The sequence below is a fragment of the Actinomyces sp. HPA0247 genome (assembly GCA_000411415.1).
Classification (GTDB): domain Bacteria; phylum Actinomycetota; class Actinomycetes; order Actinomycetales; family Actinomycetaceae; genus Pauljensenia.
In genome coordinates this window covers 282,126-308,199 of the sequence record KE150452.1, presented here as the reverse complement: position 1 = coordinate 308,199, position 26,074 = coordinate 282,126, and the positions used below count along the sequence as shown (strand labels likewise).

18 protein-coding genes are annotated in these 26,074 nt (G+C 65.1%); 7 read left to right on the top strand and 11 right to left on the bottom strand.

Going from position 1 to position 26,074, the window contains the following annotated elements; translation table 11 throughout:
* Positions 1–366: excalibur calcium-binding domain-containing protein (locus HMPREF1478_RS10900; protein ID WP_232207467.1), on the top strand; the 366-nt coding region annotated here is incomplete at its 5' end.
* 137 nt (positions 367–503) lie between these two features.
* Here the strand turns inward: HMPREF1478_RS10900 and pepN are convergent.
* Positions 504–3,068, bottom strand: a complete 2,565-nt coding sequence (pepN, locus tag HMPREF1478_RS09425) for an aminopeptidase N (protein WP_016461842.1) — start codon at positions 3,066–3,068, stop codon at positions 504–506.
* Positions 3,069–3,183: 115 nt separating this feature from the next.
* Positions 3,184–5,217, bottom strand: coding sequence for a M13 family metallopeptidase (locus HMPREF1478_RS09420; protein ID WP_016461841.1), 2,034 nt, complete (start codon positions 5,215–5,217; stop codon positions 3,184–3,186).
* 266 nt (positions 5,218–5,483) lie between these two features.
* Here HMPREF1478_RS09420 and glpA point away from each other — a divergent pair, with 266 nt between their 5' ends.
* The 4 genes from glpA to HMPREF1478_RS09400 all read left to right on the top strand — a co-directional run bounded on the left by glpA (position 5,484) and on the right by HMPREF1478_RS09400 (position 10,416).
* Positions 5,484–7,070 carry an anaerobic glycerol-3-phosphate dehydrogenase subunit GlpA gene (gene glpA, locus HMPREF1478_RS09415; protein ID WP_016461840.1) on the top strand — a complete coding sequence of 529 codons (1,587 nt, stop codon included), beginning with the start codon at positions 5,484–5,486 and terminating at the stop codon, positions 7,068–7,070.
* A complete protein-coding gene (gene glpB, locus HMPREF1478_RS09410; protein ID WP_016461839.1) occupies positions 7,067–8,317 on the top strand; it encodes a glycerol-3-phosphate dehydrogenase subunit GlpB in 1,251 nt (416 codons plus the stop codon). Before glpA ends, glpB begins: the two co-directional genes overlap by 4 nt.
* Positions 8,314–9,597, top strand: a complete 1,284-nt coding sequence (locus tag HMPREF1478_RS09405; protein WP_016461838.1) for an anaerobic glycerol-3-phosphate dehydrogenase subunit C — start codon at positions 8,314–8,316, stop codon at positions 9,595–9,597. Before glpB ends, HMPREF1478_RS09405 begins: the two co-directional genes overlap by 4 nt.
* A gap of 63 nt (positions 9,598–9,660) precedes the next feature.
* On the top strand, positions 9,661–10,416 hold the full coding sequence (locus HMPREF1478_RS09400) for an SDR family oxidoreductase (protein WP_016461837.1): 756 nt from the start codon (positions 9,661–9,663) through the stop codon (positions 10,414–10,416).
* 85 nt (positions 10,417–10,501) lie between these two features.
* Here HMPREF1478_RS09400 and HMPREF1478_RS09395 read toward each other — a convergent pair whose 3' ends face one another.
* Positions 10,502–11,545 carry a hypothetical protein gene (locus tag HMPREF1478_RS09395; RefSeq protein ID WP_016461836.1) on the bottom strand — a complete coding sequence of 348 codons (1,044 nt, stop codon included), beginning with the start codon at positions 11,543–11,545 and terminating at the stop codon, positions 10,502–10,504.
* 200 nt (positions 11,546–11,745) lie between these two features.
* Between HMPREF1478_RS09395 and HMPREF1478_RS09390 the strand changes: the two genes are divergently transcribed.
* Entirely contained in the window at positions 11,746–12,465 is a 720-nt protein-coding gene (locus tag HMPREF1478_RS09390; RefSeq protein WP_016461835.1) for a hypothetical protein, read from the top strand.
* A gap of 42 nt (positions 12,466–12,507) precedes the next feature.
* On the opposite strand, the gene HMPREF1478_RS09385 is transcribed toward HMPREF1478_RS09390, so the two are convergent.
* From HMPREF1478_RS09385 to HMPREF1478_RS09345, 8 genes are all read right to left on the bottom strand, one after another.
* On the bottom strand, positions 12,508–13,308 hold the full coding sequence (locus tag HMPREF1478_RS09385) for a sulfite exporter TauE/SafE family protein (RefSeq protein ID WP_016461834.1): 801 nt from the start codon (positions 13,306–13,308) through the stop codon (positions 12,508–12,510).
* On the bottom strand, positions 13,305–14,570 hold the full coding sequence (locus tag HMPREF1478_RS09380) for an anaerobic sulfatase maturase (RefSeq protein ID WP_016461833.1): 1,266 nt from the start codon (positions 14,568–14,570) through the stop codon (positions 13,305–13,307). Before HMPREF1478_RS09380 ends, HMPREF1478_RS09385 begins: the two co-directional genes overlap by 4 nt.
* Complete coding sequence (locus HMPREF1478_RS09375; RefSeq protein WP_016461832.1) at positions 14,567–15,784, bottom strand: ROK family transcriptional regulator; 1,218 nt, start codon at positions 15,782–15,784, stop codon at positions 14,567–14,569. Before HMPREF1478_RS09375 ends, HMPREF1478_RS09380 begins: the two co-directional genes overlap by 4 nt.
* 153 nt (positions 15,785–15,937) lie before the next feature.
* A complete protein-coding gene (locus HMPREF1478_RS09370; protein ID WP_016461831.1) occupies positions 15,938–17,458 on the bottom strand; it encodes a sulfatase family protein in 1,521 nt (506 codons plus the stop codon).
* A gap of 42 nt (positions 17,459–17,500) precedes the next feature.
* Positions 17,501–18,946, bottom strand: coding sequence for a sugar porter family MFS transporter (locus tag HMPREF1478_RS09365; protein WP_016461830.1), 1,446 nt, complete (start codon positions 18,944–18,946; stop codon positions 17,501–17,503).
* 310 nt (positions 18,947–19,256) lie between these two features.
* Positions 19,257–20,378: a hypothetical protein gene (locus tag HMPREF1478_RS09360; RefSeq protein WP_016461829.1), complete on the bottom strand. Its 1,122-nt coding sequence runs from the start codon at positions 20,376–20,378 to the stop codon at positions 19,257–19,259.
* A gap of 113 nt (positions 20,379–20,491) precedes the next feature.
* Complete coding sequence (locus HMPREF1478_RS09350; RefSeq protein ID WP_016461828.1) at positions 20,492–21,364, bottom strand: TIGR03943 family putative permease subunit; 873 nt, start codon at positions 21,362–21,364, stop codon at positions 20,492–20,494.
* The gene (locus HMPREF1478_RS09345; RefSeq protein WP_016461827.1) at positions 21,361–22,371 is read right to left on the bottom strand and encodes a permease; all 1,011 of its coding nucleotides are present in this window, start codon (positions 22,369–22,371) and stop codon (positions 21,361–21,363) included. Before HMPREF1478_RS09345 ends, HMPREF1478_RS09350 begins: the two co-directional genes overlap by 4 nt.
* A 394-nt stretch (positions 22,372–22,765) precedes the next feature.
* On the opposite strand from HMPREF1478_RS09345, the gene ileS reads away from it, so the two are divergent.
* Positions 22,766–26,041 carry an isoleucine--tRNA ligase gene (gene ileS, locus HMPREF1478_RS09340; RefSeq protein WP_016461826.1) on the top strand — a complete coding sequence of 1,092 codons (3,276 nt, stop codon included), beginning with the start codon at positions 22,766–22,768 and terminating at the stop codon, positions 26,039–26,041.
* The last annotated feature ends 33 nt before the right edge of the window (positions 26,042–26,074 follow it).

The following is a 26,074-nucleotide window of genomic DNA, read 5'->3' as shown; positions in this document are numbered from 1 at the left end:
ATTGGCGGCACCTGGTACTACTTCAATGAGTCTGGTGCGATGGTGACCGGCTGGCTCAGCCAGGGTGGTGCCTGGTACTACCTCAACGCCTCCGGAGCGATGGTGACGGGCACCCAGTGGATCGGCGGTGAACGCCACTGGTTCTATGACTCGGGTGTGTGGTGGGGCCTCTACCCCGAAACGTCGGGTTCCTCCGCGAGTGGCGGTAGCGGCTCGTCGTCCTCTGCGTACTACAAGAACTGCGACGAGGTGAGGCGTGCAGGCAGGGCTCCGCTGCATAGGGGCGATCCGGGCTACAGTCTGGATCTCGACCGTGATGGTGACGGCATCGCTTGTGAGGCTCAACCCTGGCATCGGCGTCACTGAGTGAGTAACCCGGGCCTGGTCGTAAGCCGAGCCCGGGTTCTCCCTTGACATGGAGCCGTGACAAACCAACGCACGGAATGGTCAGACGAGGGGGCGTGGCCGCATGGCCACGCCCCCTGACGCTAACGAAAGGCTGATCAGCCCGCATCCACCGCCTGGTTGGCGATCTGACGCTCACACACGTCGATGAGCTCGCGGATGATGCGGATCGTGCCGGCGGAGGCATCCGCGTGAGCTTCGATCCAGGCCTTGCCGGAAGCGACCACGTCGACCTCGGGGGCGTAGCCCGCGATGGCGTTCGGGAACAGCAGCGTTGTGAGGTCTTCGGCGGTGTGGAAGGTGAAGGTCTCCCAGATGCCCGCCAGCGCTTCGAAGTATTCGCCCACGTAGGTTGCGTAGGCCGACGGGTTGGTGCGTGCCTGCGCCCAGAAGCCCGAGATCATCGCCCAACGGGTGTCGTTGGGGATGGAGGTGTCGGTCAGGACCTTGTCCCACACGTCGGCCTTGATCCATTCACCGGCGCGAGCCGCTCGAGCGGCGGCGGCATTCTGGTGGCCGGTCATCGTGTCGTCGGTGGCCTCCAGGGCTGCGATGTCCTCCTCGGTCGCAGCGTTGCCGCGCACGAGGGCGATCAGCAGGCCCCACTTGAGGTCAACGTCGAGGTCCAGGCCGTCCAGGGTCTGGGTGCCGTCGTAGAGGGCGCGGATGGCTTCAAACTGCTCGGTGCTGGTCGCGTTGCGGGCGGCGGCAGCGACGAGCATGCGCTGTGCATCGGAGCCGGAGGCAGCGGTGCGTGCCAGGAGGAGCAGGCGACGGCCGGTATCTTCGGCAGCCTCGGCGCGGAACTCGGGTGCGACGAAGGTACGCACGGCCTCGTCGATGTGACGCAGGGTGAGCGTCAGGAGGCTCATGTTGTCCTCGACGGGCACGGCGCGCAGCGCCAGGTTCAGGTAATCGCGCGCCGGCATCTCGCCGTCACGGGTCATGTCCCACGCGGAGGCCATGACGACGCCGCGGGTCAGCGAATCCGTGAACTTGGTGATGTTAGCAACCGCGAAGGCCAGGGACTGCTCATCGAGGCGTACCTTGGCGTAGCCGAGGTCGCCGTCGTTGACAAGGATGAAGTCCGGACGAGCGATACCCGCGGCAGCTTCGACCACCGTGGAGGCGCCGTCGACGTCGAGCTCCTCGCGGAAGACCTGCGTCAGCGTGCCCTCCTCGGTCAGTGAGTAGCCGGCCACGCCCATGCGGTGCGGACGCAGGGATGCCCCTTCGGAGAAAGCTTCCTGCGTGATCTCAAGGCGCTCGATCGTGCCGTCCTCGGCCGTGGTAATGACCGGACGCAGGAGGGTGACGCCGGCTTCCTCCAGCCAGACCTTCGACCACGAGGCCAGGTCTCGGCCCGAGGCCGCGGCCAGCTCGGAGAGCAGGTCGTCCAGCGTCGCGTTGGAGTAGGAGTGCTTCGTCAGGTACTCGTGCAGGCCCGCGAAGAACGCGTCGCGTCCCACGTAGGAGACGAGCTGACGCAGCACGGAGGCACCCTTGGCATAGGTGATGCCGTCGAAGTTGACCTCAACATCGGCCAGGTCGCGGATCTCAGCCGTGATCGGGTGGGTGGTGGGCAGCTGATCCTGCTTGAGGCCCCAGTCCTTGCGGACCATGAACCCGGTCCAGCCCTCGGTGTACTTGGTAGCCTCGGCCAGAGCCAGGTGGCTCATGAACTCGGCGAAGGACTCGTTGAGCCACAGGTCGTTCCACCACTTCATGGTGACAAGGTCACCGAACCACATGTGCGCCAGCTCGTGCAGGATCGTGTTGGCGCGAGCCTCCATCTGAGCCTCGGTGGGACGCGTACGGAACACGTAGGCGTCGCGGAAAGTCACGCAGCCGGCGTTCTCCATGGCGCCCGCGTTGTATTCGGGCACGAAGATCTGGTCGTACTTGGTGAAGGGGTAGGCGATGCCGTACGCGCCCTCGAAGAACTCGAAGCCGCGTCGAGTGATGTCGATGATTTCGTCGGCATCCAGGTGCTCAACGATCGAGGCGCGGGCGTAGACACCCAGGTCGATCGTGCGGCCGTCGGAGGAAGTGAGTGTGGCCGTCGTGCCCTCGTAGGGGCCTGCGACGATCGCCGTGATGTAGGTCGACATCACCTCGGTGGTCGCGAAGCGGTAGATCCAGGCCTCGCCCTCTTCCTCAGGGGAAGGGGTCGGAGCGTTCGAGAAGACCTTCCAGCCCTTGGGGGCCTTCACCGTCAGCGTGAAGGTGGACTTCAGGTCGGGCTGCTCGAAGGTGGTGTACACGCGGCGAGCGTCCGGAACCTCGAACTGCGAGTAGGTGTAGGCCTGGCCGTCGGCGGGGTCGACGAAGCGGTGCAGGCCCTCGCCCGTGTGCATGTACTGGCAGGACGCCTCAACTTCAAGGACGTTGTGCTCGGCCAGGTTCTCCAGCGCGATGCGGTTGTCCTGGTGAACCGTGAAGGGGTCCAGGGCGTTGCCGTTCAGCGTGATCGAGTGGACGTTGTTGGACACGAGGTCAGCGAACGTGGAGGCGCCTTCGCGCGCGTCAAACTCGATGCGGGTGAATGAACCGAAGTCGGTGTCTCCGCGCGTGAGGTCCAGTGAGATCTCGTAGCGGGTCACAGAGGAAATGATCGAGGCTCGCTCGGTCGCTTCCTCGCGAGTCAGGTTCAGGCCTGGCATGGGGTGCCTTTCCGTCGATGGAATGGGGGCGCTGTTGCGCTCAACATTCCTATGTTGTCATGTGTTGGGGGTGATTGCGCGGGGCGCGCCGAAATTTGTCGGCTGGGACACGCTTCTACCAGATGGTGACGCGCTGGGAGGGGTCGAGCCACATGTCGTCGTCAGAGGTGACGTCGAATGCCCGGGCGAAAGTGTCAAGGTTGCGAAGTACCTGGTTGCATCGGAACTCTGCGGGGGAGTGTGGGTCGATTGCCAGCATTTGGCGCGCAAACTGGGGGCGCGTGGCCGTCCGCCAGGCGCGAGCCCACGAGTAGAAGAAACGCTGCGGTCCCGAGATTCCATCGATGACGGGCGCCGTCTGGGGCGTGAGGCCCTGCTCTGCGAGCGCGGAGGCCCAGGCCTTCCATGCGATCGTCAGGCCGCCGAGGTCGCCGATGTTCTCGCCGATCGTGAGCGCGCCGTTGACGTGGGGGAGAGCGCGTTCAGTGTCCTCGCCCGCCTCGGATTCCTCGTTGTCGTGCTGCTCGAGGAGGATCGCGGGGGTGAGGGCGTCGTACTGCGCGATAAGTGCGTGAGTGCGTTCTTCGAAGGCAGCGCGGTCCTCGTCCGTCCACCAGTTTGAGAGGTTTCCCGCTCCGTCGTAGCGCGACCCCTGGTCGTCGAAGCCGTGACCGATCTCGTGGCCGATCACCGCGCCGATTGCCCCGAAGTTCACCGCGTCGTCAGCCTCGGTGTCGAAGAATGGGGGCTGGAGGATCGCGGCGGGGAAGACGATTTCGTTCTGCGTGGGGTTGTAGTAGGCGTTGACCGTCTGAGGAGTCATGTACCACTCGTCGCGGTCGACCGGGCGGCCCAGCTTGGCCCATTCGCGGTCGGTGGCGTGGGCGTTGGCGGCGCGCACGTTGTCGACGATGGAAGCCTTCGGATCCAGGTGCAGGGTCGAATAGTCGCGCCACTTGACGGGGTAACCGATCTTGGGGTTGAAGGTTGCCAGCTTGTCGAGCGCTTTGACCTTCGTGTCTTCGCTCATCCAGTCGAGGCCGCGGATCGACTCGCCGTAGGCATCGAGGAGGCGGCGCACCAGTGAGTCCATTGCCTCCTTGGCGTTGGGCGGGAAGTGGCGTGCAACCCACGCGCGGCCCATGGCCTCGCCCAGGTAGGCCTCGATGAGACCGAGAGCGCGCTTCCAGCGCGGACGCAGCTCTTGCGTGCCCGACAGCGTGCGACCGTGGAAGTCGAAGTTTTCGTTCACGAAGTCGCCAGAGAGGAGGGAAGCGTGGCAGTCGATGGCCGAGGCGCTCAGCCACTCCTTGAGGACGGACAGGTCGGTGGTGGCCCACAGGGCGGCGGCGGCCTTGAGGAAGTCGGGCTGGTCGACGTTGACGACGAGGCCGGCGACGGGCATGCGTGCGCCGCTCGCCCACGCGTCCCAGTCGAATCCGGGCGCGAGTGTGGCGAGCTCCTCCCACGGTGTGGGGTTGTCGGAGAGCAGGGGATCGCGGTTGGTCACGGAGTCGCGGTGGTGTGAGGCGAGCGCGGTCTCGAGCTCCATGATGCGCGTGGCCGCTCCTTCGGCGTCGTCCACGCCAGCGAGGGCGAGAAGACGAGCTGTGTGCGCGACGTAGGCCTGTCGGATCGGTGCGTAGTCCTCTTCGCGGTAGTAGGCCTCGTCGGGCAGTCCGATACCTGACTGGACGAGGGAGATCATGTAGCGGGAGGAGTCGTGGGGGTCCGTCCCCACGTATGCGCCGACGAGGCCTCCGATGCCCTCGCGCATGAGGCGGCCCATTTCGCGGGCGAGCTCCTCGTGGGTGGCGCACGCGTTGATCGCGTCGAGGTCGGGGCGCAGGGGGGTGGCACCGGCTGCCTCGATGGTGTCTTCGTCGAGGAATTGGGTCCACAGGGTGGCGATGCGATCGGCGTCCGGATCGTCCAGGGTGCCTGCCGCCGCGTCTTGAGCAATCGCTCGGGCATACTTTTCTGAGGCGTCGCGTAGCGCGTGGAAGGCCCCGTCCATGGGGCGATCCGCGGGGATCGTGTGCGTCGCCAGCCAGGTGCCGTTGACGTGGCGGTAGAAGTCGTCCTGGGGGCGCACCGTCGAATCGGTGTACTCGGTGTCGAGGACTCGTGCCAGCAGTGTATTCGTCATGCCTTAACTCTAGGGGGAGAGGGGCCGATGGCGTGGGATGAGTGTCCACGGGGCGTGAGTCATCCGAAATTACGTGATGTGCATGGTGTGTAATTCCCTGATTTTGCCCAGAGTTGTGCGGATGAGTGCGGATGTCATTTTGCTAGCACAGTGCCGTGCACATATGTGCAGAGTCGTGTGTGCATTCGTGCAATCGGGCTCATAAGGCGCATGATGGAGGCAGCAATGAGGCACTTCCTCATCAACAGGTGAAGGGATTTTTAACGGTGAAGACACTTCGCACTGACGTGTGTGTCATCGGTGGCGGATCCACCGGTGCCGGCGTCGTCCGCGACGTCGCCATGCGCGGCTTCTCAGCCGTCCTCGTCGATCGGGCCGATATCGCTCAGGGAACCTCGGGTCGCTTCCACGGTCTGCTCCACTCGGGTGGTCGCTACATTGCGTCCGATCCTGAGTCGGCCACTGAATGCGCCGAAGAAAATGAAATCGTCAAGCGCATCAACGCCAACGCGATCGAGGCGACCGGTGGCCTCTTCGTGGTGACGGCCCACGACGATGAAGAGTACGCGGACCAGTTCCTGGCTCGTGCAGCGGCTGCAAAGGTGCCCGCTGCGGAAATCTCCATTGCCGAGGCCCTGCGCCGCGAACCCCGGCTCGATCCGCGTATCAAGCGAGCCTTCGAGGTCCAGGACGGCACGGTTGATGGCTGGCAGATGACCTGGGGAGCGATCCGCTCCGCGCAGGCATACGGGGCGCAGGTCCTGACCTACCACCGCGTGACCTCCGTCGAACGCGAGGGCGATCGCGTCAGCGCCGTCATCGTTCACGACGAGCGCGGCGGCGAGGACGTGCGCATCGAATGCGGGTTCGTCCTCAACTGCGGCGGCCCCTGGGCCGGACAGATTGCTGCCATGGCGAACTGCCACGGCGTCGACGTCGTCCCGGGCGCCGGCATCATGATCGCCATGAATCACCGCTTGAGCCACTCAGTCATTAACCGCTGCGTGTGGCCCGCCGACGGCGACATTCTCGTGCCCGACCACACCGTGTGCATCATCGGCACGACCGACCTGAAGGCCGACGACCCGGATCGCCTCTCCATCCCCGCCGACCAGGTCCAGCAGATGCTCGACGCCGGTGAAGCCATGATCCCCGGCTTCCGCAAGTCCCGTGCCGTGCACGCCTGGGCCGGAGCACGCCCCCTCGTCAAGGACTCCCGAGTGTCCGCGACTGACACCCGCCACATGGCGCGCGGCATGAGCATCATCGACCACAACACGCGCGATGGCGTTTACGGCATGCTCACCATCGCGGGCGGCAAACTCACCACCTACCGCCTCATGGCCGAGCGCATTGTCGACATCATGTGCGAGGAGATGGGCGAGCAGCGCGCCTGCAAGACAGCCGACGAGGCCGTCCCGCCCGCCAAGGAAGCGCGCCTGTACACGATCGGCCACCGCCTCGACAATGTCGAATCGCGCAACGAATCCCCCTCCCACGAGCAGATCATCTGCGAGTGCGAGATGGCCACGCGCGCCATGCTCGAGAACGTCATGGACACCCTGCCCAAGGGGCAACTCGACGACGTGCGTCGCCAGATGCGCCTGGGCATGGGCCCCTGCCAAGGTGGCTTCTGCTCTCAGCGAGCCGCGGGCATCGCCCACGAGCGTGGAGATATTGACTCGATGCGCGCCAACTCCCTCCTGCGTCTCTTCCTGAAGAACCGCTGGATCGGCCTGTGGCCCATCATGTTTGGGAAGCAAGCCAGGCAGGCAGCACTGGACGCCTGGATCCACGAGGGCACGCTCGACGTCGAGCACCTGCCCGCACCCAGCGAGGAGGTTGTTCGATGAGAGACGTCGTCGTTATCGGCGCGGGCCTGGCAGGCCTGGCCGCAGCAATCAAGGCAGCTGACGCAGGCCTGAGCGTCACCCTCATCACGAAGGGCATCGGCGGCATCCAGCTCGGCACGGGCACGGTCGACATTCTCGGCTACCGTCCCGAGCCGGTCGAGGCGCCCCTCGAGGCGCTGGAAGCCCACGTGGCCTCCCGCCCCACCCACCCCTACGCGCACGTCACCCCCGACTTTGTCGGTGCATCCGTTGCGTGGCTTCGAGACCTGGTCGGTTCCGATGTGCTCATCGGCGATGAGGCCCGCAACGTGCGCATCCCCACCGGTGTCGGTGCGCTGCGCCCCACCTGCCTGATTCCTCCCTCCATGGAGGCCGGCATCCCCCAGGCGGGCGCGCGCTATGCGATCGTGGGACTGGCGCGCTTGAAGGACTTTTACCCCAGCCTCGTCGCCGAAAACCTGACGCGACAGAACGGACCTGACGGCGCACCGATCAAGGCGCGCGCCCTGTCCGTCGACTACGTCGTGCGCGAAGGAGAGGTCGACTCGACCGGCACCAACCACGCGCGCAGCCTCGACCGCGAGGAGAATCGCGCACGCTTGGCAGACCAGATTCGTCCCCTCCTGGAAGATGGCGAGATTGTCGGCCTGCCCGCCGTCCTCGGCCTCGACGACCCGAACGCGTGGCGCGACCTGGCGGATAAGCTCGGCCACCGAGTCTTCGAGATCCCGATTCAGCCCCCGTCGGTACCCGGCATGCGCCTCAACGCCCTGCTGACCCGCATCGCCTCATCCACGTGCCGCGTCATCCTCGGATCCCCGATCAAGGCCGTGCACACGGCAGACGGACGCGTGAGCGGAGTCGAATACGCCAGCGCGGGACGCTCCACGACCGTGGAAACCCGATCCCTCATCCTGGCCGCCGGCGGCTTCGAATCCGGCGCCCTCGACATGGACTCCTACGGCACCGTGCGCGAAACCATCTGCGGCCTGCCCGTCATGGGCGCCTCCGGACAGCTCCTGCACGCCGACTTCTGGGGCGAGGATCAGTCCCTCTTCCTGGCCGGCCTCGCCATCGACGACAACATGCGCGTCCTGAACGAGGAAGGCGCGCCCGTCTGCCCGAACCTGTACGCGGCCGGAGGAAACCTGGCCGGCGCTACCCGCTGGCGCGAAAAGAGCGGCGAAGGAATCGCGCTGGCCAGCGCACTCGCGGCCGTCGACTCGATCGTGGAGGAACTGAAATGACCCTGGAAATGTCAACGCTGATGGGACCGGGCGTGGAGGAAGAGGACGTCTTCGCCCTCGCCGGTGACGCCGCGCTGCGCGCAAGCCTCGACTCCTGCGTCAAGTGCACGATCTGCGAGACCCAGTGCCCCGTCATGCGCGTCACCGACCTGTTCGCCGGCCCCAAGTACTCCGGCCCGCAGGCCGAGCGCTTCCGCAAGGACGGGCAGATGGTGGACAAGTCCATCGACTACTGCTCCTCCTGCGGCACCTGCTCGCTCGTGTGCCCCCAGGGCGTGAAGGTCACCGAGATCATCCACCACCGCCGCACCGCCATGAAGGAAGCGCACGGTATTCCGCTGCGCGACCGTCTCATTGGCCGCACCTCCCTGATCGGCACCATGATGACCCCGGTCGCCCCGATCGCGAACTGGGCTCTCGACGTCAAGCCGATCCGCATGGCGATGGAGGCCGTTATCGGTGTGCACCGCTCGGCCCCCATGCCGCGCGCCTATGGGCGCACCTTCGAGTCCTGGTTCAAGAAGCACACGCCGCTGCCGAACTCCGGCACGCGCGGTCAGGTGATCTTCTTCCATGGCTGCGCCGGTCAGTACTTCGAGGTCGAGACCTCGATCCACTCGGTCATGGTGCTCGAGCACCTGGGATACGAGGTCCTGGTCCCCAAGCACGGCTGCTGCGGCCTGGCTCTGCAGTCCAACGGCCTGTACGACGACGCGCGCAAGTACGTCTCCAAGCTGACCAACGATCTGCGCAGTGTCAATCGCGATGCGCCGATCATCTCCGCGTCTGGCTCGTGTGGTGGCATGCTGCGCCACGAGGCCCACGAGATCCTCGAGATGGACACCCCGGAGCTGCGCGACGTGGGTAGCCGCACGTGGGATATCAGCGAGTTCTTGCTGCACCTGTACGACAAGGGTGAACTGGACACGAACTTCCAGCGCATCGACGTCACCATCCCGTACCACGCCCCCTGCCAGGTCAAGTCCCAGGGTCTGGGCAAGCCCGCGATCGAGCTCATGAGCCTGATCCCCGGCGTGACCGTCAAGGATTCCGAGCAGCCCTGCTGTGGCATCGCGGGCACGTACGGCATGAAGAAGGAGAAGTACGCGATCGCCCAGGCTGTGGGCGCCCCGGTCTTCGACTTCATCAAGCAGGTCAACGCCGAGCTGGCGGCCTGCGACACGGAGACGTGCCGTTGGCAGCTGCGCACGGCCACGGGCGCGAACGTCGTCCACCCGATCTGGCTGATCCACAAGGCCTACGGCCTGCCCAACGGCTGAGACACCAGCGAGTATCCCCGGGTGCGTGCGACGGTGCGTACCCGGGGATATTACTGTTGAGCTATGAGCACTTCTCGCCGCGTCGTCGTCACTGGAGCCTCCACCGGAATCGGGCAGGCCACCGCCCGCCTGTTGGCGCAGCGGGGGTGGAAGGTCGTCGCCGTGGCCCGGCGCCGCGAGCGCCTGGAGGCCCTCGCCGCTGAAATTGGCTGCGAATACTGGGCGGCCGACCTCACGGATGAGGCGCAGGTGGAGGAGATGGCCGCACACGTCCTGGCGGGCGGCCCCGTGGACGCGCTGGTCAACAACGCCGGTGGGGCAATCGGCGTGGACCGCGTCGCCGACGGCGATCCTGCCAGGTGGCGCGCAATGTTCGAGCGCAACGTGCTCACCGCCCTGCACTGCTCGCGCGCCTTCCTGCCGGGGATGCGCGAGCGCGGGGGAGACCTCGTCTTCCTGACCTCGACCGCCGCCCACGACACCTACCCGGGTGGCGGTGGCTACGTGGCCGCTAAGCACGCCGAGCGCGTTATTGCCAACACGCTGCGCCAGGAGCTGGTGGGCGAGCCCGTGCGCGTCATTGAGATCGCGCCGGGCATGGTGCGCACCGAGGAGTTTTCGCTCAACCGACTCGGCTCCCAGGAGGCCGCTGACCGCGTCTACGAGGGAGTCGCCGCCCCACTCGTTGCCGAAGACGTCGCCGAGGCGATCGTGTGGACCCTGGAGCGCCCCTCCCATGTCAACATCGATTCAATGATCGTCCGCCCGGTGGCCCAGGCGACGAACACGCTCGTGGCCAGGAATACCATCGGACAATAGGTCCGCTGAGTCTGTCGCATACATGGGACGAGGCCGGGGCCGCTCGCGCGATGGGGTGCGCGTCGCGGTCCCGGCCTCGCGTCTTTTACTGAGTCCAGCCCAGGATGCTCACGACGCCCGGGACGTCCTCGGTGGTCGTCGTGATCTGGGTGGCCTCGCCGCCTGTGACGGGGGCGACGAAGAGGTGTAGTGAGAGGTCGGAGTAGGGGTCCTTGGGCGACGCGTACAGTGCCATCTGCGTGCCATCGGGGCTCACGGCGAGCCATCCCTCGATGGTGTGAGTGCTCTCCAGGCTCGGCAGGCTGACCTTTGTCCAGTTGGAAACGAGCAGTGTCTGGTCCTCCGGGGTGGTCTGGGCGAGAGGCGTGCCCGGCTTGGAGTAGATGGTGCCTTGGTCGATCGTCAGGCACGTGCCGTCGGGGGTGACGGCGTCCGCGCCGAAACATCCAACGCCGGCCTCGTTGGCGACCCACACCGCGGTTTTGGTGCGACGGATAGACAGGTCGGGCATGACTTGGAATCGCGCGTAGTTTTCGACCGTAAAGTCGGTGGGAACGGCCTCGGGCGCTTCAGTTTCTGAGGGGAAACGGTAGATTGTACCGACGCGATCCGATGCGGCGTCCTTGTCGATGTGGGCCACGTAGATGGCTCCGTCGGGGCCGAATTGGGCGAAGTGATTGGACACGGGGGTGTGTCCGCTCGGCGTCGGGATCGCGTCATTGAGGACGGTGAGCGTGCCGTTCGTGGAGACCACGGCGACCTTTTCGTTCTCGCCGTCGTCGTTCGCGATGATCATGCGTGAGAAGTCGGGGGAGTAGCACTGCATATACTCACACATGTACCCCGGTGCGGACAGGTACTCGCTCGGGAAGGTGAAGGTACGCGTCGCCGTGATCGTGCCCGATTGCGGGTCGATGGCTCGCACGGTGGTGACTGTCGTGTCGATGCCGTAGTCGGCGGCGGCGAAGATAATGCCGGACATGGGTGCGGTCGACGGGTCTGTCGCAGCCGCGGAGGAGGCCTCGGCGCTCGCGGCGGGGGTGGAGGGGGTCGAGGCTGACCCACAGGCGCTGAGAGCGAGTGCGGTTGCCGTGGCAAACAGGATTGTGGCGAACGGTTTGATGGACATGTGTCACCTCGTGAGTGTGATCGTCGGGTGGCGAACGTTGCAGGATAGTTGTGAGCTGACAAATAAATCAAGCTCCAAAAAGTGATGTGCAACACCGGTTATTTCACAGTGTTTTCACAGTTTCGTCATAACGTCCGCTTATGTGTCGCTCCTAATCTGCGAGGCAATGATTCATGCATCAGCAGAAAGGAGCGTCCCCCATGGCGGACGACAACAAGAACCCGGCAGGTGACACCGAGCGCACCTCGATCCTGCCCCAGTCGGAGGCACAGAGCGCAGATCAGACCGAAGTTCTGCCCACTCACGTGTCCCAGGCGGAAACGGCACAGATGCCTCCCGTCGCCCAGGAGGACACCGACAATGCGTTTGCTGGCACGCCCCTGGAGTCCGTCGCGGGATCTTCCGCCGACGACCTATCGGGTGACGAGGCCGTGGCAGCTAGCGCCGCGACGCTCGAGCCTGCACCGAAGAAAACCTCGTGGGGTAAGCGCGCGGCCATCGCCGGAGCGGCAGCTGCCATCCTCTCCGTCGGCTTCGGCGCGGGCATCATTACCCATGCCGCCGTGATGGGGGATGGACAGGACTACTACGAGCAGGGATACGAGGACGGCTCCAACGATCGGGGTAACGGGACCGAGGATGAGGATTCCGGTCGCGGAAGTGATCAGCAGGGTCCGGGTAACGGCCAGCAGCAGGGGCCCGGCGGCCAGCAAGGTCCCGGTAACGGTCAGCAGCAGGGTCCAGGTGGTCAGCAGGGGCCTGGTAATGGCCAGCAGCAGGGGCCGGGCGGTGAGCAGGGCGATACCGGTAGCACCCGCCCGGGACCCCCTCCGGAGGGTGGTCGAGGCCCCGGCAGCAAGCCTGGAAGCCAGGGGAGTGCTGACACCTCAACCGAGAATGAGGGGTCGACCGCCAGCTAAGCGATGAGGGCGCGCGAGACGACATCTGTCTCGCGCGTCCTTTTACGCAACCGTGGCTATGAGGGTTGAGGCGGCTACGCCTACGAGGAGAGCCGCAAAAACGAGGCCGAGCACCCGGTTCGACACTCGCTTGGTGAGCTTGGCTCCCACGATGCCGCCTCCCATCGATGCCGCGGTGAACAGCGCGACCATGACCCCGGCCTCGGCGGTGATCGTCAGGGTCCCGGCGACCGTGCGTGAGGCCAGGCCGAAGGCGGCGGTGATGACCATGACCAGCAGTGACGTGGCGGATGCGCGTTTCATCGGGTAGCGCAGCGCCAAGTGCAGTGCTGGGACGATGGCGAACCCGCCGCCGACGCCGAAGAATCCCGTGAGGAAACCCGTCAGCGTCGCCAGGGCGACGACGCGGAACACGGTCGCGAGCGTCCAGGAACCCTTGTCGTCGCAGGTGGCCCCGGCCTCGTCCGAAGAGGAAGGGGCGGATGCGCGCAGCTGGGAGCGCACCATGAACACCGCGACCGCTCCCAGGAGAGCGCAGAACAACAACATGAGGGTGCGCGCCGAGACGAGCGGACCGAGCGTTGACCCCGCCCATGTGCCGACGAGGCCCGCGAGCGCGAAGACCGTTCCCTCGCGCCATGCGACATTCCCGCTGCGAGCGCGCGTCGCCAGCGAAACGGCGGCTGTCAGCCCCACGATGATGAGGGACAGGCCCGTCGCCTGGTGGGGGTCTTGGTCGAGGATGTAGACGAGGATCGGTACCGACAGGATGCCGCCACCTGCGCCGAGTGAGCCGACGACGATGCCGACGAATGCGCCGATGAGGAGCGCTTCAATGATCATTGGTGATTCCGGGTTGACGTGGACAAGGAAAGTCCGAGTGAGGAAGCGACTGTGGGATCCATGATGTCCGAGGCTGGCCTGCCCGCTGCGATCAGCATGCCCATCGCGCGTAGGGCCGGGGTGGCGTGCTCGTAAAACGCCCGGTATCCCTCGCACAGGTAGTTGTGCACGCTCTCACCCCGGCGGACGAATCTGTCTTTCGGACAGCCGCCCCAGCACAGTCGCAGGTGCGGGCAGGACCGGCACTCCTCATCGAGGTCGGGCTTCAGGCGTGCAAAGTCGCGCATCTTGTCCGATGCTGCCAGCTGCGCGAATGATGAGGAATTGATTGAGCCGACCAGCCAGTCCGGCTCCACCCAGTGATCGCAGGCGTACACGTCGCCGTTGAACTCCATTGCCATGTTCGCACCGCATTGGGGCGCGTGGACGCACACCGTGGCCGATCCAAAGAGAGCGGAGAGCGTCGAATCCATGTCCTGGATGAACACCTCGCCGACGTCGGCGGCGATCCACTGGTCGAACACCTCGCACAGGAAACGCCCGTAGGAGGCGGGGGACGTGGAACGGCTGGTCACGCAGTCCCCGTCCTGGCGGTACAGGAGCGCGGAGGTGCCAGACCTCCAGCCGCGCTCGGCCTGGGCCAGGTCGGCCGCGCGCACGCGCTCCACAATGGGGATGAACTGCAGGTAGCGGGCCCCAAGCTCGTCGCGGAAGTAGCGGTACACCCGCTCCCCGTGGTCCTCGTTCGCTGCGTTGACCGTGCACAGGATGTTCGTCTCCACGCCCGCGCGCGCGAGGGCCTCCCAGCCGCGCACAACCATCGCGTGCGTGCCGCGCCCGCCGCGGTTGAGGCGGTAGGCGTCGTGCAGGGGAGCGGGCCCGTCGATGGACACGCCCACGAGGAAGTTGTGGTCTGCGAAAAAGCGCGCCCACTCGTCGGTCACCAGCGTGCCGTTCGTCTGCAGGGCGTGACGCACGCGCTGGGTGGGCCGGCGGTAGCGCTCACACAGCGCAATGAGGCGCTCGAAAAAACCCAGGCCTCGCAGGGTCGGCTCCCCGCCCTGCCACAGCATCGTGACCTCGCCGTCGGGACTCGACTCGAGAAAGGCCTCCACGTAGCGCTCCAACGTCTGCTCCGACATGGTCTGCGCAGCCGTGTTATAGAGCAGCTCCTTAGACAGGAAGAAACAGTACTGGCAATCCAGGTTGCAGGCGGCACCCGTCGGCTTCGTGACAACGGAGAAAGGGATCGAGCGGGTCACGGCCTGCCCCCGTGATCGGTGCACGTGCGCATTGACGAGGCCGACCCCACCTCGCGGGTCGGAGCATCCTCAGTGTAACGGGGGAGGGGACCCTCATCTTCGGAGGGGTGAGCAGCGATGTACGCGCTGGCCTGAGCGGCGCCTAAGGGCCCCAGTGATGCCCCCACGACATCGATGTCCCACTCCATCACGGGAAGGAGCTCCTTGTACATGGAAGCCGTAATATCGGCCCGCAGAGAGGGAAAAGCGTCGACGACCTCACCCGCCACGATGATGGCTCGCGGATTAATGAGGAGCGCGGCCGAGCCGAGGACGTAGCCGACAGCCTCCGCCGCCCGGTCCAATGCCTCGCGCGCACGTGCATTGCCGGACAGGACGGCGCCGCGTAGCTCCGCAATGTCACCAACTCCAGCGCTCTCACACAACGCCGAAACGGAGGCCAACGTCTCCAGGCAACCGCGCTTGCCGCAGGCGCAGGGTGAGTCATTGGCGCCCACCGTCATGTGTCCTAGTTCTCCGGCCAGGCCGCCCGCTCCGCCAACCAGGCGGAAATCGGAGACGACGCAGCCGCCCACGCCGCCCGACAGGCGCAGGTAAATGAACGATGACATGTCCGCTCCTGCGCCCCACATGGCCTCCGCGAGCGCAGCCATGCGCACGGTGTTATCAACCACCGGAGCGGGAGACCACCAGCGACGCGTCAGAGCTGCGAGTTCCTCCACGCTCGGGTACGCATCCGAGGACAACCTCGCGTTACGCCCCATCGGAATCGGAGCGCCCACACCCACCGCGCGCACGGTCGACGTGTCAATACCCTGACGGGCCGCGCTCGCGGCCAGTGCTTCACAGGTTTGCTCGAGAGAGAGCTGGAGAGACGGGGAAGCGGGGGAAACGATATGGACAGCGGCAAGGACCGCGCCGCTGCGCGAGAGCATGACGCCCGCACACGACGTGCGCGTGACGTTGAGGCCGACGCAGTGGGCGGCCGATGAGTTGAGGGTGAGAAGCTGGGTGGGGCGGCCTCGTCCGGGGGCATTCGTACGCACCGGCGTCACCGATCCCTCATCGAGGAGGGTCGTGAGCGCGCGCCCCAGGTTTGTGCGCGAGGTGTCGAGTGCTTCGCACAGCTGGGAGCGTGTGGCCGGGGCTTTGGCCAGGTGAGCGACGATGCGGTCTTCCAGGGTTGGCAGGGGGCTGCGGGTGGGGTAGTGCATGTCTCTCCTTCCCGGCGCTTCGTCGTTGATGTCCGGTCGGTGCGTTTCGGCCTCGTTGATACTTTCTATGATACGCGTCACTGCGTGGGGTGTGCAGAGGGCGCGTTGCCTCGGCGGCGGAAAGTTGCATGTTCCCGCCGCCGAGGCGTTGCGTCAGTCGCTCGTGACCTCGTCGAGGTCGGAGCGAGCCGTGTTCACCAGCGGGATGTCGAAGTCCGTCATCGCCGCCATCCACTTGGCGAAGGAGTGATCCCCGCGCTCACGCAGCTGCAGGTAGAGGTTCGTGGCCAACTCCCTGCGGATCTCGTCGTAGACGGGCACGGGGTACACGTTGTTCATCTCGGCCGGATCCAGACGCAGGTCGTAGAGCTCGTTGATCGACTCGGGGTTGATGACGAGCTTGAAATCCCGCGTGCGCAGCATGCGCTGCTGGAGGGGGAAGTGATGGCCGTGGAACTCGCACACGATGTTCTCGCGCCAGCCCTCGACGTCCTCGCCGCGCGTCAGGTCCACGATCGAGCGGCCATCCTCGACCAGCGAGGTGTCCAAGCCGGCGATGTCCAGGACCGTGGCCGGCAGGTCGATGAGGGAGACGAACGCGTCCGAGCGGCCCACCGTCGAGACGCCGGGGATGTGGGCGATGAACGGGACGTTGTAGATGTCGTCGTACATCATCGGGCCCTTGTCGTTGAGGCGATGCGAGCCCGTGAACTCACCGTGGTCCGCGCAGAAGAACACCGCCGTGTCGTCCAGGATGCCCAGCTCGCGCGCCACGTCCATGATGCGTCCGATCTCGAAGTCGATCATGGCCGTGTAACCCCAGTAGACCGCGATGAGCTTCTTCCACTGCTCGTTCGTGAACGAGGACGTGGACCAGTAGGTCGCGTAGTTCTCCTGAATCGGGGGCTTACCGATGAGGGAGTCGCCGAAGTTTTCCGGCAGCTCGACGTCATTGGGATCAATGAGATCGAACCACTCGTCGGGCAGGAAGTAGGGCAGATGAGGCCCGAAGAAGTGCACGTCGAGGCAGAAGGGCTGAGAAGAGTCCTTCCAGTCGGCCGCGTACTCGCGCAGCTTCTCGATCGCACGGTCCGCCAGGAAGCGCTCGAAGGTAGCTTCCTCGGGCTGGTCAAGGCGCGCGGCGATGATGTGGCCGTCTCGTCCGCCGGGCAGCTTGCCGCGCCACAGGTCGTGGGCGCGCACGGGCGGGAGGTTGTTGGCCTCGAGCCAGGCGACGTACTTTTCGTTGGCCACCGGGTTTTCGGCGCCCCAGTAGGTGTCGTCGTCCGCGCCGAACTTGTCGGGCAGATTGTAGCCGCAGTGGTACTTGCCGACGATGCCGACGTTGTAGCCGGCGTCACGCAGCTCCTGCGTGTACGTCCACGTGCCCTCGGGGATCGAGACCTGGTAGGCGATGTTCCACTCGGGGTTGGCCAGCACCTGGTGCTTGCCCGGGCGCTTGCCGGTGAGCAGTGAGGCGCGCGCCGGCGTGCAGATCGCGGTCGGGGTGAAGCAGTGGGTGAAGGCGAAGCCCGATTCGCCCATCGCGTCGATGACGGGGGTGCGCGCGTGTGGGTTGCCCAGGCAGCCGATCGTGTCGGTGCGGTGCTGGTCGGTCATGATGACCAGGACGTTGCGCACGTTATCGGGAATATCCCGCGTGTTGTCAGTCATTGCAATGCCTTTTCGTCGTTGAAATCAGGGGATGGGCCGCTGCTACTGGGCGACTACCTTGTCCATGTCCTCAAGTTCGGCGCCGCTGGTCTCGGTGAGGAACTTCGCCGTGAAGATGACCGCGAGGACACCGAAGGCGCAGTAGATCCAGTAGGTGCCGGCGGGCGACCAGCCGATGAGTAAGGGGAAGAGGAGAACAACCAGGAAGTTCACGAGGAAGTCGGCGCCCGAGGCGAGCGACATGGCGCCACCGCGAATCGAGTTGGGGAACATCTCTCCCATGACGATGGAGAAGATGGGGCCCCACGAGGAGGTGAATCCCAGGAGGAAGGTGCACAGAGCCGCGACCGCCAGGAATGCCAGGACGGGGGAGTCTGCGACGTCGGGCTTGCCGTCGACGGTGGGGGCGATCGTAAAGACCGTTGCCACGACGCCGAGCGACACGAAGATGAGCGTGCCTCCGTAGATGAGCATGCGCTTGCGGCCCACGCGGTCCACCAACATGATGCCCGATAGGACGCCGACGATCTTGAACGCGGTGATGAGCAGCGTCTGGGCCAGGGCCATCGACTCGGTGAAGCCGACGGCGGCGAACAGGGAGTTCGAGTAGAAGAAGACGCCGTTGATGCCGGTGAGCTGCTGGAATGCGGCGATCGCCATGCCGACGAACACGAGGCCGCGCCACTGGGAGGACAGGATCTGTCCGATCGACAGCTTTGCGCCACCCGTGATCGTCAGGGACTGGGTGATGGCCGTGACTCGATCAGCAGGGTCTTCCTCGCCGGACAGCTTGGCCAGGATCTGCTCGGCTTCCTTGGTGCGCCCCACGGAGACGAGGTAGCGCGGAGACTCGGGGATCTTCGCCGTGAAGATGACGAAGAGGAGGGCCGGGATGATGAGGCACGCGAAGAGGACCTGCCAGGTCATGAGTCCGCCGAACGCTGGCTTAGCAGCACCGCCCGTGATCGAGACGACCGCCGTGTTGATGAGGCCAGCGAAGAACAGGCCCAGGATGATCGCGAGCTGACGGAAGCCGATGAGACGTCCGCGGATCTCAGCGGGAGCGATCTCCGCAACGTAGCCGGGGGCGACCGTGGTCGCCGCGCCAAAACCGATGCCGCCGACGATGCGGGTCAGGAGCAGGAAGGGGTAACCGAAGCTGCCCAGGAGGGGAGAGATGGGGCCGAGGAGGGCCTCGAAGAGCAGGAAGGGGCCGACCCACATGAGCGTGGTCTTGCGGCCGATCTTGTCGGAGATGCGTCCCGCGGCGAGCGCGCCGATGAGGCCGCCGATGACGCCTGCTGCGCCTGCAACGCCCTGCAGGATTGGGCCAAGCTCGAAGGTGGATCCCACCGCCTTGATGGCGGCGTTGAGGACCATGCCTTCGAATCCGTAGAAGAAGGGCCCGAGGGTGGCGATCAGAGCGAGGGACGTCGCGTAGCGCCTCGCTTGCTTTTCGCGGGGAGTAAGTGTTGTTGTCGATGACATGTCTTCATCCTTGAAGGTGAGATGGTGCGCCCGCGCCTGCCGTGTGCGCTTCATTCACCGTACGCGCGCCATTTTGTGTCCGAGGTAACGGGCATAAACAATCTAAGTGATCCGCACCACTATTAATTGTGCATTTAGCGCGACTGAATCACAAACTCCGGATTCGGCGCATCGGTCACCTCAACCGAATCGGCATCGATGCTGAACGGCTCCACCTCTGAGTGCGTCGCTCCAGTCGCCTCAACAATCACGCGCTCTCGGATAGACGTGGATTGTGGGGGCGGTGTTCACCTCGCGACGAATGGTGGGATCAGTCGAGCCAGGCGACTGGACCATAGCCGTTGATACCGTCATCCACGACGGGGATCGTGTGATCGCCGGTCCCATCAACGTTGAGGATGTGCAGATAATAGTCTGTATGCGTTTTGTCCCACATGACAAACGCGAGCTGCTGAGCGTCGGGACTGACAATAATCCTGTAGCCGTCGAACAGTCGATATTTCCTCGGGTCGTCGTAGGGTTTGTAGAGACTCTTTTCCTCGTAGTAGTAGCCCTGCTCCACTTTGATGCGAGTAGCAGCGTCCGTCGCGGTGTAGCTGAAGATTCCGAGGCGGTCGTCTAGGTCGAAGCACTTGTTATCTTTTGAGATGCTCGAGTTGATGGTTGCGCACAGGTGGTTCACGTCGTTTCCTTGCGCCCATCCCGTATCTATGTCCGTCGTGAGATCTGTTCCAGCCAGCAAATTGAGATGACGATCTCGGGGGTCTGACGGTTCGATAGTGAGCACGAGTTCCGGCGTTGAGCTGCCGATTGCGACGCGATAATACATGGAGCGTGTGCCGTCATCTTCAAGGTATTCCCGCATGAAGTAGAAGTAATTGTCGGCTGAGAAGGTTGGGGCAGTATCGTAATACTCTGCGTCTTTGTCGAGGAGCGGCACCATGGCAGATACGTCCGTGATGTTATCGTCGGTATCGTAGTATCCGACGTGCTCGGCAGACGTCAAACTCTTGGCCCATATGCGCGTGTGGTACGAATAATCACGGGAATAGCAGTCGTTAAAGGCGCAGTCGTGGCCAGTGATGAAATCGTCGTTTTCGTCGACAGGTTTCGATCGAAAAATGCGCATGGCGACCACCTGCCCCGTGGTGGGGTCGATTGCTCGGAAGCGTGCGTCAGTTCTGCGAGGGTGATAGGGGTCGACGAGGGAGTCCCCGATGATGAGTCCGTGCATCGGTTTGTCCTCGAGCGGGTCGCGAGCTACGGTGCTCGGCGACGGGGAGGCGGGTTGTGCGCTCGGTGTCGTGGGCGTAGGTGTCGTCGTGGTCGCCGGGGATGGTGCTGCCTCTGGCGCAGTGGTCTTGGGAACGCAGGCGCTCATTGCGAGCACGCAGGAGAAGGCGAGTGTGACGGCGAGAGCGTTGCGGAACATGGCGACCCTTGGCATGTAACTGTTGATTCGATGGATGAGAGTATACGTATCTCTGACCGCGCGCGGGGCTGTTTGGAGATATGAGCCGACGCCCGGATTGTCGCCTCAGCATGTCAGCGCGACTGAACCACGAACTCCGGATTCGGTGCATCGGTCACCTCAACCGAATCAGCATCGATGACGAGCGCCTTCGTGCCGCGCAGGCGCAGCGTACCGCTCACGTGAACCCAGCTATCCGCCTCGGGCGCGGGGCCGGACCATCGAACAACGAAACCAATCGGGTATGCGTCAGCAGCACAGCACCAGATGGCCATGCGGGCCACCGCGAAGCTGTCATCCTCCGTCACGCGAGGAATCGACGCCTGTGCGCGAGCCGCCTCCGGGCTCATCACAAAACCAACGAGATCGATGTGATCACCGTCGTGCGCGCGCCCGTGAGCGATCAACTCCTCAACCTGATCGTAGAAGTTATCTGTCGTCAGCTCCAGCTTCCCCGACGACGAGGCCGATGCGCCGTCCCCGCTCTGCGGAGTAGCGCCCGCACTCTGCGGAGTAGCGGTGGGGGAGGCCTCCCCCTGGGTGGTGGACGTCGACGCAGAGTCGTCCCCATCGTCTCCAGCGTCGAGACCGGGGCTCGTGCCTGCGTCGGCTGCGCGAGCGTTCCATGCGGTCGATGCCAACTCCGAGGGAGAGACTCGGAAAGGCAGAACGAGGAGAGCACTCGCAAGGAGTGCCACAAGGGCGCGCGAGAGGGCACGATGAGTGTGAGTGCTGTCGGTGTGCTCGTGGTTGCTGGAGCCGAGCCGAGCGGACAGGGCAAGCGAGCATGCGAGCAGACAAACTCCCGAGGCGATAATCCCGAGACGCGCGGAAGACGGGACGAACGACGCATAGCGACCCGACAGTGACAGCCATAGCAAGCCAGCGCCGAGGCAAGCCAACGACAAGGACTCGGCGACCGGGACCAGACGATCCACAACCTTCACGACAGCACCCCCGCCCACCAAGCGCAGCCGATCACGGTGGCAGCAGCCACGCTCACCGTCACGAACAAGCGGACCACAAACGCGCCCCGGAACTGGGAGGCCAGGAGAGCCACGTTCTTCACATCCATCATCGGCCCGTACACCATGAAACCCATCAGCGCGCCAGTGGGCGCCAACGAAGCGAGAGAACGGGCAATCACTGCGTCAGAGGATGAACACAGAGACAACGCAAAACCGGCACCCATCATCAGGGCCAGTGCAGCGGGAGCGGGAAGCCCCGCGAGCAGAGAAGACACTGGCCACAGCACTTGAGCCAGCGTCGACGCCGCAACGCCACCCAGCAGATACGGGAGAATCCTGCCAAAAGACTGCCCCGTCGCGCCCAGCACGCCCGAGAAGGACCGATCCGGCACCGCACAGCCACCCGCGCAGCCGCACGCGTCGCCGTCATGGAAGGCACTATCCGCCCGCAGCGCTCGCGGAGAAGCAACCAGCATCGATAGGCCAACCGAGAGAGCAACAATAGCGCTCAGTCCGATACGCGTGGCGACCAATGACCACGAGCCAAACGCGTAGTAGGTCGACGCAATCACCAGCGGGTTGATAGCGGGAGAAGCCAGCATGAGGGTCGTGGCTGCCGAGAGTGGAACACCCTTGCGCAACAGGGAGCGGAAGATCGGTACCGCCGAGCAATCGCACACCGGAAGCAAGAAAGCGACGATGAGTGCTGTCGCTACGGAAGCGAGCGGGTTCGTCGGAAAGACGCGAGCGATCAGAGCGGGGGAGACGAAAGCCTCGATGAGCTCAGCAACGAACACGCCCAGGAGCAAGAAAGGAATCGCCTGCAGCGTCATGCCGACGGCGATCGTTGCTGCGCGGCCGACGGGTAGACCTGTTCCAGACAGAGTCCCCTGCGCCGCCCACACGGCGACCAACGCAATGAGAAACAGTACGCCAATGAACGCACCCCAGGGGCGCGCAGGGCGTCTCGTATCCGTCGAACTCACCCCACAACTCTAGGACAGGAGGCCCACGCCTCCTTGGTCACGCGCCGACTACGGCCCACCAGACCATCGTCTGCGCGTGCGTCGCCGAGCACTCGCGGGTGCGCTGTGGGCAGGCAGACGCTCCGCCCGGTGGGCGCCGCGCATTTTCTTCGCTACACTTGTTTCTCGCTATGATCCGGCCCGCTCCAGCGGGGTATCACCGGGGAGCATCCGGAAGAAAGAGGAACGCGAAAGCCGGCCACGGCCTCGTCCCCTCCAGTAGAACCGGACGGGAGGGCCCGATACAGCCCCAACGAAGCGGCCGCGCCCGGTGTGGGAGCGGCAAGCGGGGTGGTACCGCGGGTGCCGGCGACGCCGGTCCTCGTCCCTGTATAGGCGCGAGACGAGGACACTCATGACGAAGCACGGCTTCTACCCCCGCCACCGGCAAGACGAGGTGGACCCCAGCCCTTCCTTCCCCACGATGGAAGAGGGCACCCTGGCGTTCTGGGCCAGCAACGACACCTTCCGCAAGTCCATCGAGATGCGCGACGCCGGCGAGAATGGCTCCAACGAGTTCGTGTTCTACGATGGCCCGCCTTTCGCCAACGGCCTGCCCCACTACGGTCACCTCCTGACCGGCTACGTCAAGGACGTGGTGGGCCGCTACCAGACCATGAAGGGCCACCGCGTCGAGCGCCGCTTCGGCTGGGACACGCACGGCCTGCCCGCCGAGCTCGAGGCCCAGCGCCAGCTCGGCATCGAGGACGTCACCGAGATCACCCGTGAGGGTGGCGTCGGCATCGAGGCGTTCAACGCTGCCTGCCGCTCCTCCGTCCTGCGCTACACGAAGGAATGGGAAGAGTACGTCACCCGACAGGCACGCTGGGTGGACTTCGAGAACGACTACAAGACGCTCGACATGTCCTACACCGAGTCCGTGATCTGGGCGTTCAAGCAGCTCTATGACAAGGGCCTGGCCTACCAGGGCCACCGCGTCCTGCCCTACTGCTGGAACGACCGCACGCCCCTGAGCAACCATGAGCTCAAGATGGACGATGACGTGTACCAGGACCGCACCGACAACACGGTGACCGTGGGCCTGCGTCTCGAGACGAAGCTGCGCGAGGACTCGGCGCGCCCCGAGCTGGCCCTCATCTGGACGACCACGCCCTGGACCCTGCCCTCGAACTCGGCCGTCGCCGTGGGCCCGGAGATCGAATACTCCCTCGTCGAGGTGGCTGCCGACCACGAGGGCGTCCTCGCGGGCGAGCGCGTCCTTATCGCCACCGACCTAATCCCCGCCTACGCCAAGGAGCTGGGCGAGGAACCCGCCGTCGTGGCCACCTACAAGGGCTCGGAGCTGGTGGGCATCCACTACTACCCGATCTACGACTACTTCGACACCCCCGAGCGCCGCGCAGAGGGTGGCGCCCCCGGCCCCAACGGCTGGTCGATCATCGCCGCCGACTACGTGACGACCACGGACGGCACCGGCCTCGTCCACCAGGCCCCCGCCTTCGGTGAGGACGACATGTGGACGTGCATGGAGTACGGCATCGGCGTCGTTCTGCCCGTCGACGAGGGCGGCGTCTTCACCTCCGAGGTGAGTGACTACGAGGGCATGCAGATCTTCGACGCGAACCGCTACGTGGTCGCCGACCTGCGCGAGCAGGGTGGCCCGATCGCGCGCCGCGCCCCCGAGATCCGCGCCGTGCTGGTGCGCGAGAAGTCCTACGTGCACTCCTACCCGCACTGCTGGCGCTGCCGCAAGCCCCTCATGTACAAGGCCGTGTCCTCGTGGTTCGTCCGCGTGACCCAGATCCGCGACCGCATGGTGGAACTCAACCAGGAGATCACCTGGACCCCCGCTCACACCAAGGACGGCATCTTCGGCAAGTGGCTGGAGGGTGCCCGCGACTGGTCGATCTCGCGTAACCGCTTCTGGGGTGCGCCGATCCCCGTGTGGGTGTCGGATGATCCGGCCTACCCGCGCACGGACGTCTACGGCTCCATCGCGGAGCTTGAGGCCGACTTCGGCGTGAAGGTTACGGATTTCCACCGTCCGTTCATTGATCAGCTCACGCGCCCAAATCCGGATGACCCGACGGGCAAGTCGACGATGCGTCGTATCTCCGACGTGTTCGACTGCTGGTTCGAGTCCGGTTCGATGCCCTTCGCGCAGGTGCACTACCCGTTCGAGAACCAGGAGTGGTTCGAGAATCACTACCCGGGCGACTTCATCGTCGAGTACATCGGTCAGACGCGCGGCTGGTTCTACACGCTGCACGTCCTGGCGACCGCGCTCTTCGATCGCCCCGCGTTCCGCTCCTGCGTCTCCCACGGCATCGTCCTGGGTGACGACGGCCTGAAGATGAGTAAGTCGCTGCGTAACTACCCGGACGTGGCCGAGGTGTTCAACAAGTACGGCTCCGACGCGATGCGTTGGTTCCTCATGTCGAGCCCGGTCGTGCGCGGCGGCAACTTGATCGTCAAGGAAGAGTCGATCCGCGATACGGTTCGCCAGGTGCTGCTGCCGATCTGGAACACGTACTACTTCTTCACGCTGTACGCGGGTGCCTGCAACAAGGGTGAGGGCTACGAGGCCAAGCGTATCGATCTGTCCTCGCCCGAGGCCGTGGCCGCGCTGGCGCAGATGGATCGCTACCTGCTGGCCCACACCCGTACCCTGGCCGAGGACGTGCGCGGCGCGCTGGACGCCTACGACGTTGCCGGCGCGTGCGAGGCGGTGCGCGACTACCTCGACGTTCTGACGAACTGGTACGTGCGTACCCAGCGTCAGCGCTTCTGGGACGAGGACAGCGCGGCGTTCGACACGCTGTACACGGCTCTCGTGACGCTCATGGAGCTGGCGGCGCCCCTGCTGCCGCTGCTGAGCGAGGAAATCTGGCGTGGCCTGACGGGTGGGGAATCCGTGCACCTCGTTGATTTCCCCGTCATCGACGAGGCCGTGGATGCCCCCGAGCTGGTTGCCGCCATGGATGAGGTTCGCTCCATCGTGTCGGCTGCCCACGCGCTGCGCAAGACGCATCAGCTGCGCGTGCGCCAGCCGCTGGCGTCCCTGCAGGTCGTCTCCGAGCACTTTGCGGCCCTGGAGCCCTTCGCGGAGCTGATTGCTTCCGAGGTGAACGTGAAGTCCGTGGTGTTCTCCGCTCCGGAAAACTCGGGCCTGAGCGTTCGCACCGAGCTGGCCCTGAACCCGCGCGCTTTCGATCCGGCCGTCCGTAAGCTGACGAGCCAGCTGTTCAAGGCGCAGAAGTCCGGGCAGTGGGAGGTCGTGGACGGCGAGTGCCGTTTCGCCTCCGTCGAGCTGGACGGGGCGCCGCTGGTGCTCACGGGCGACATGTTCTCCGTGTCCACCTCCGTGGACGCCGCCGAGGGCCAGGTCGCGGACGTGCTGGCGTCGGGCACCTTCGTCGTGCTCGATACGGAGCTAACCCCCGAGCTCGAGGCCGAGGGCTACGCCCGCGACGTCGTCCGCGCCGTTCAGGACGAGCGTAAGAACGCTGGCCTGCACATCGCGGATCGTATCGACCTGTCGCTGACCGTTCCCGCCGATCACGTGGCCGACGTGGAGACCTGGCGCGACATGATCGCCGCCGAGACCCTCGCTCTGTCGCTTGAGGTCGAGGCCGGCGACAAGCTTCACGTTCGCGTCGCCAAGCACTGAGTGCTGTTACTGAGGCGGGCGGGCTGTGTGAAA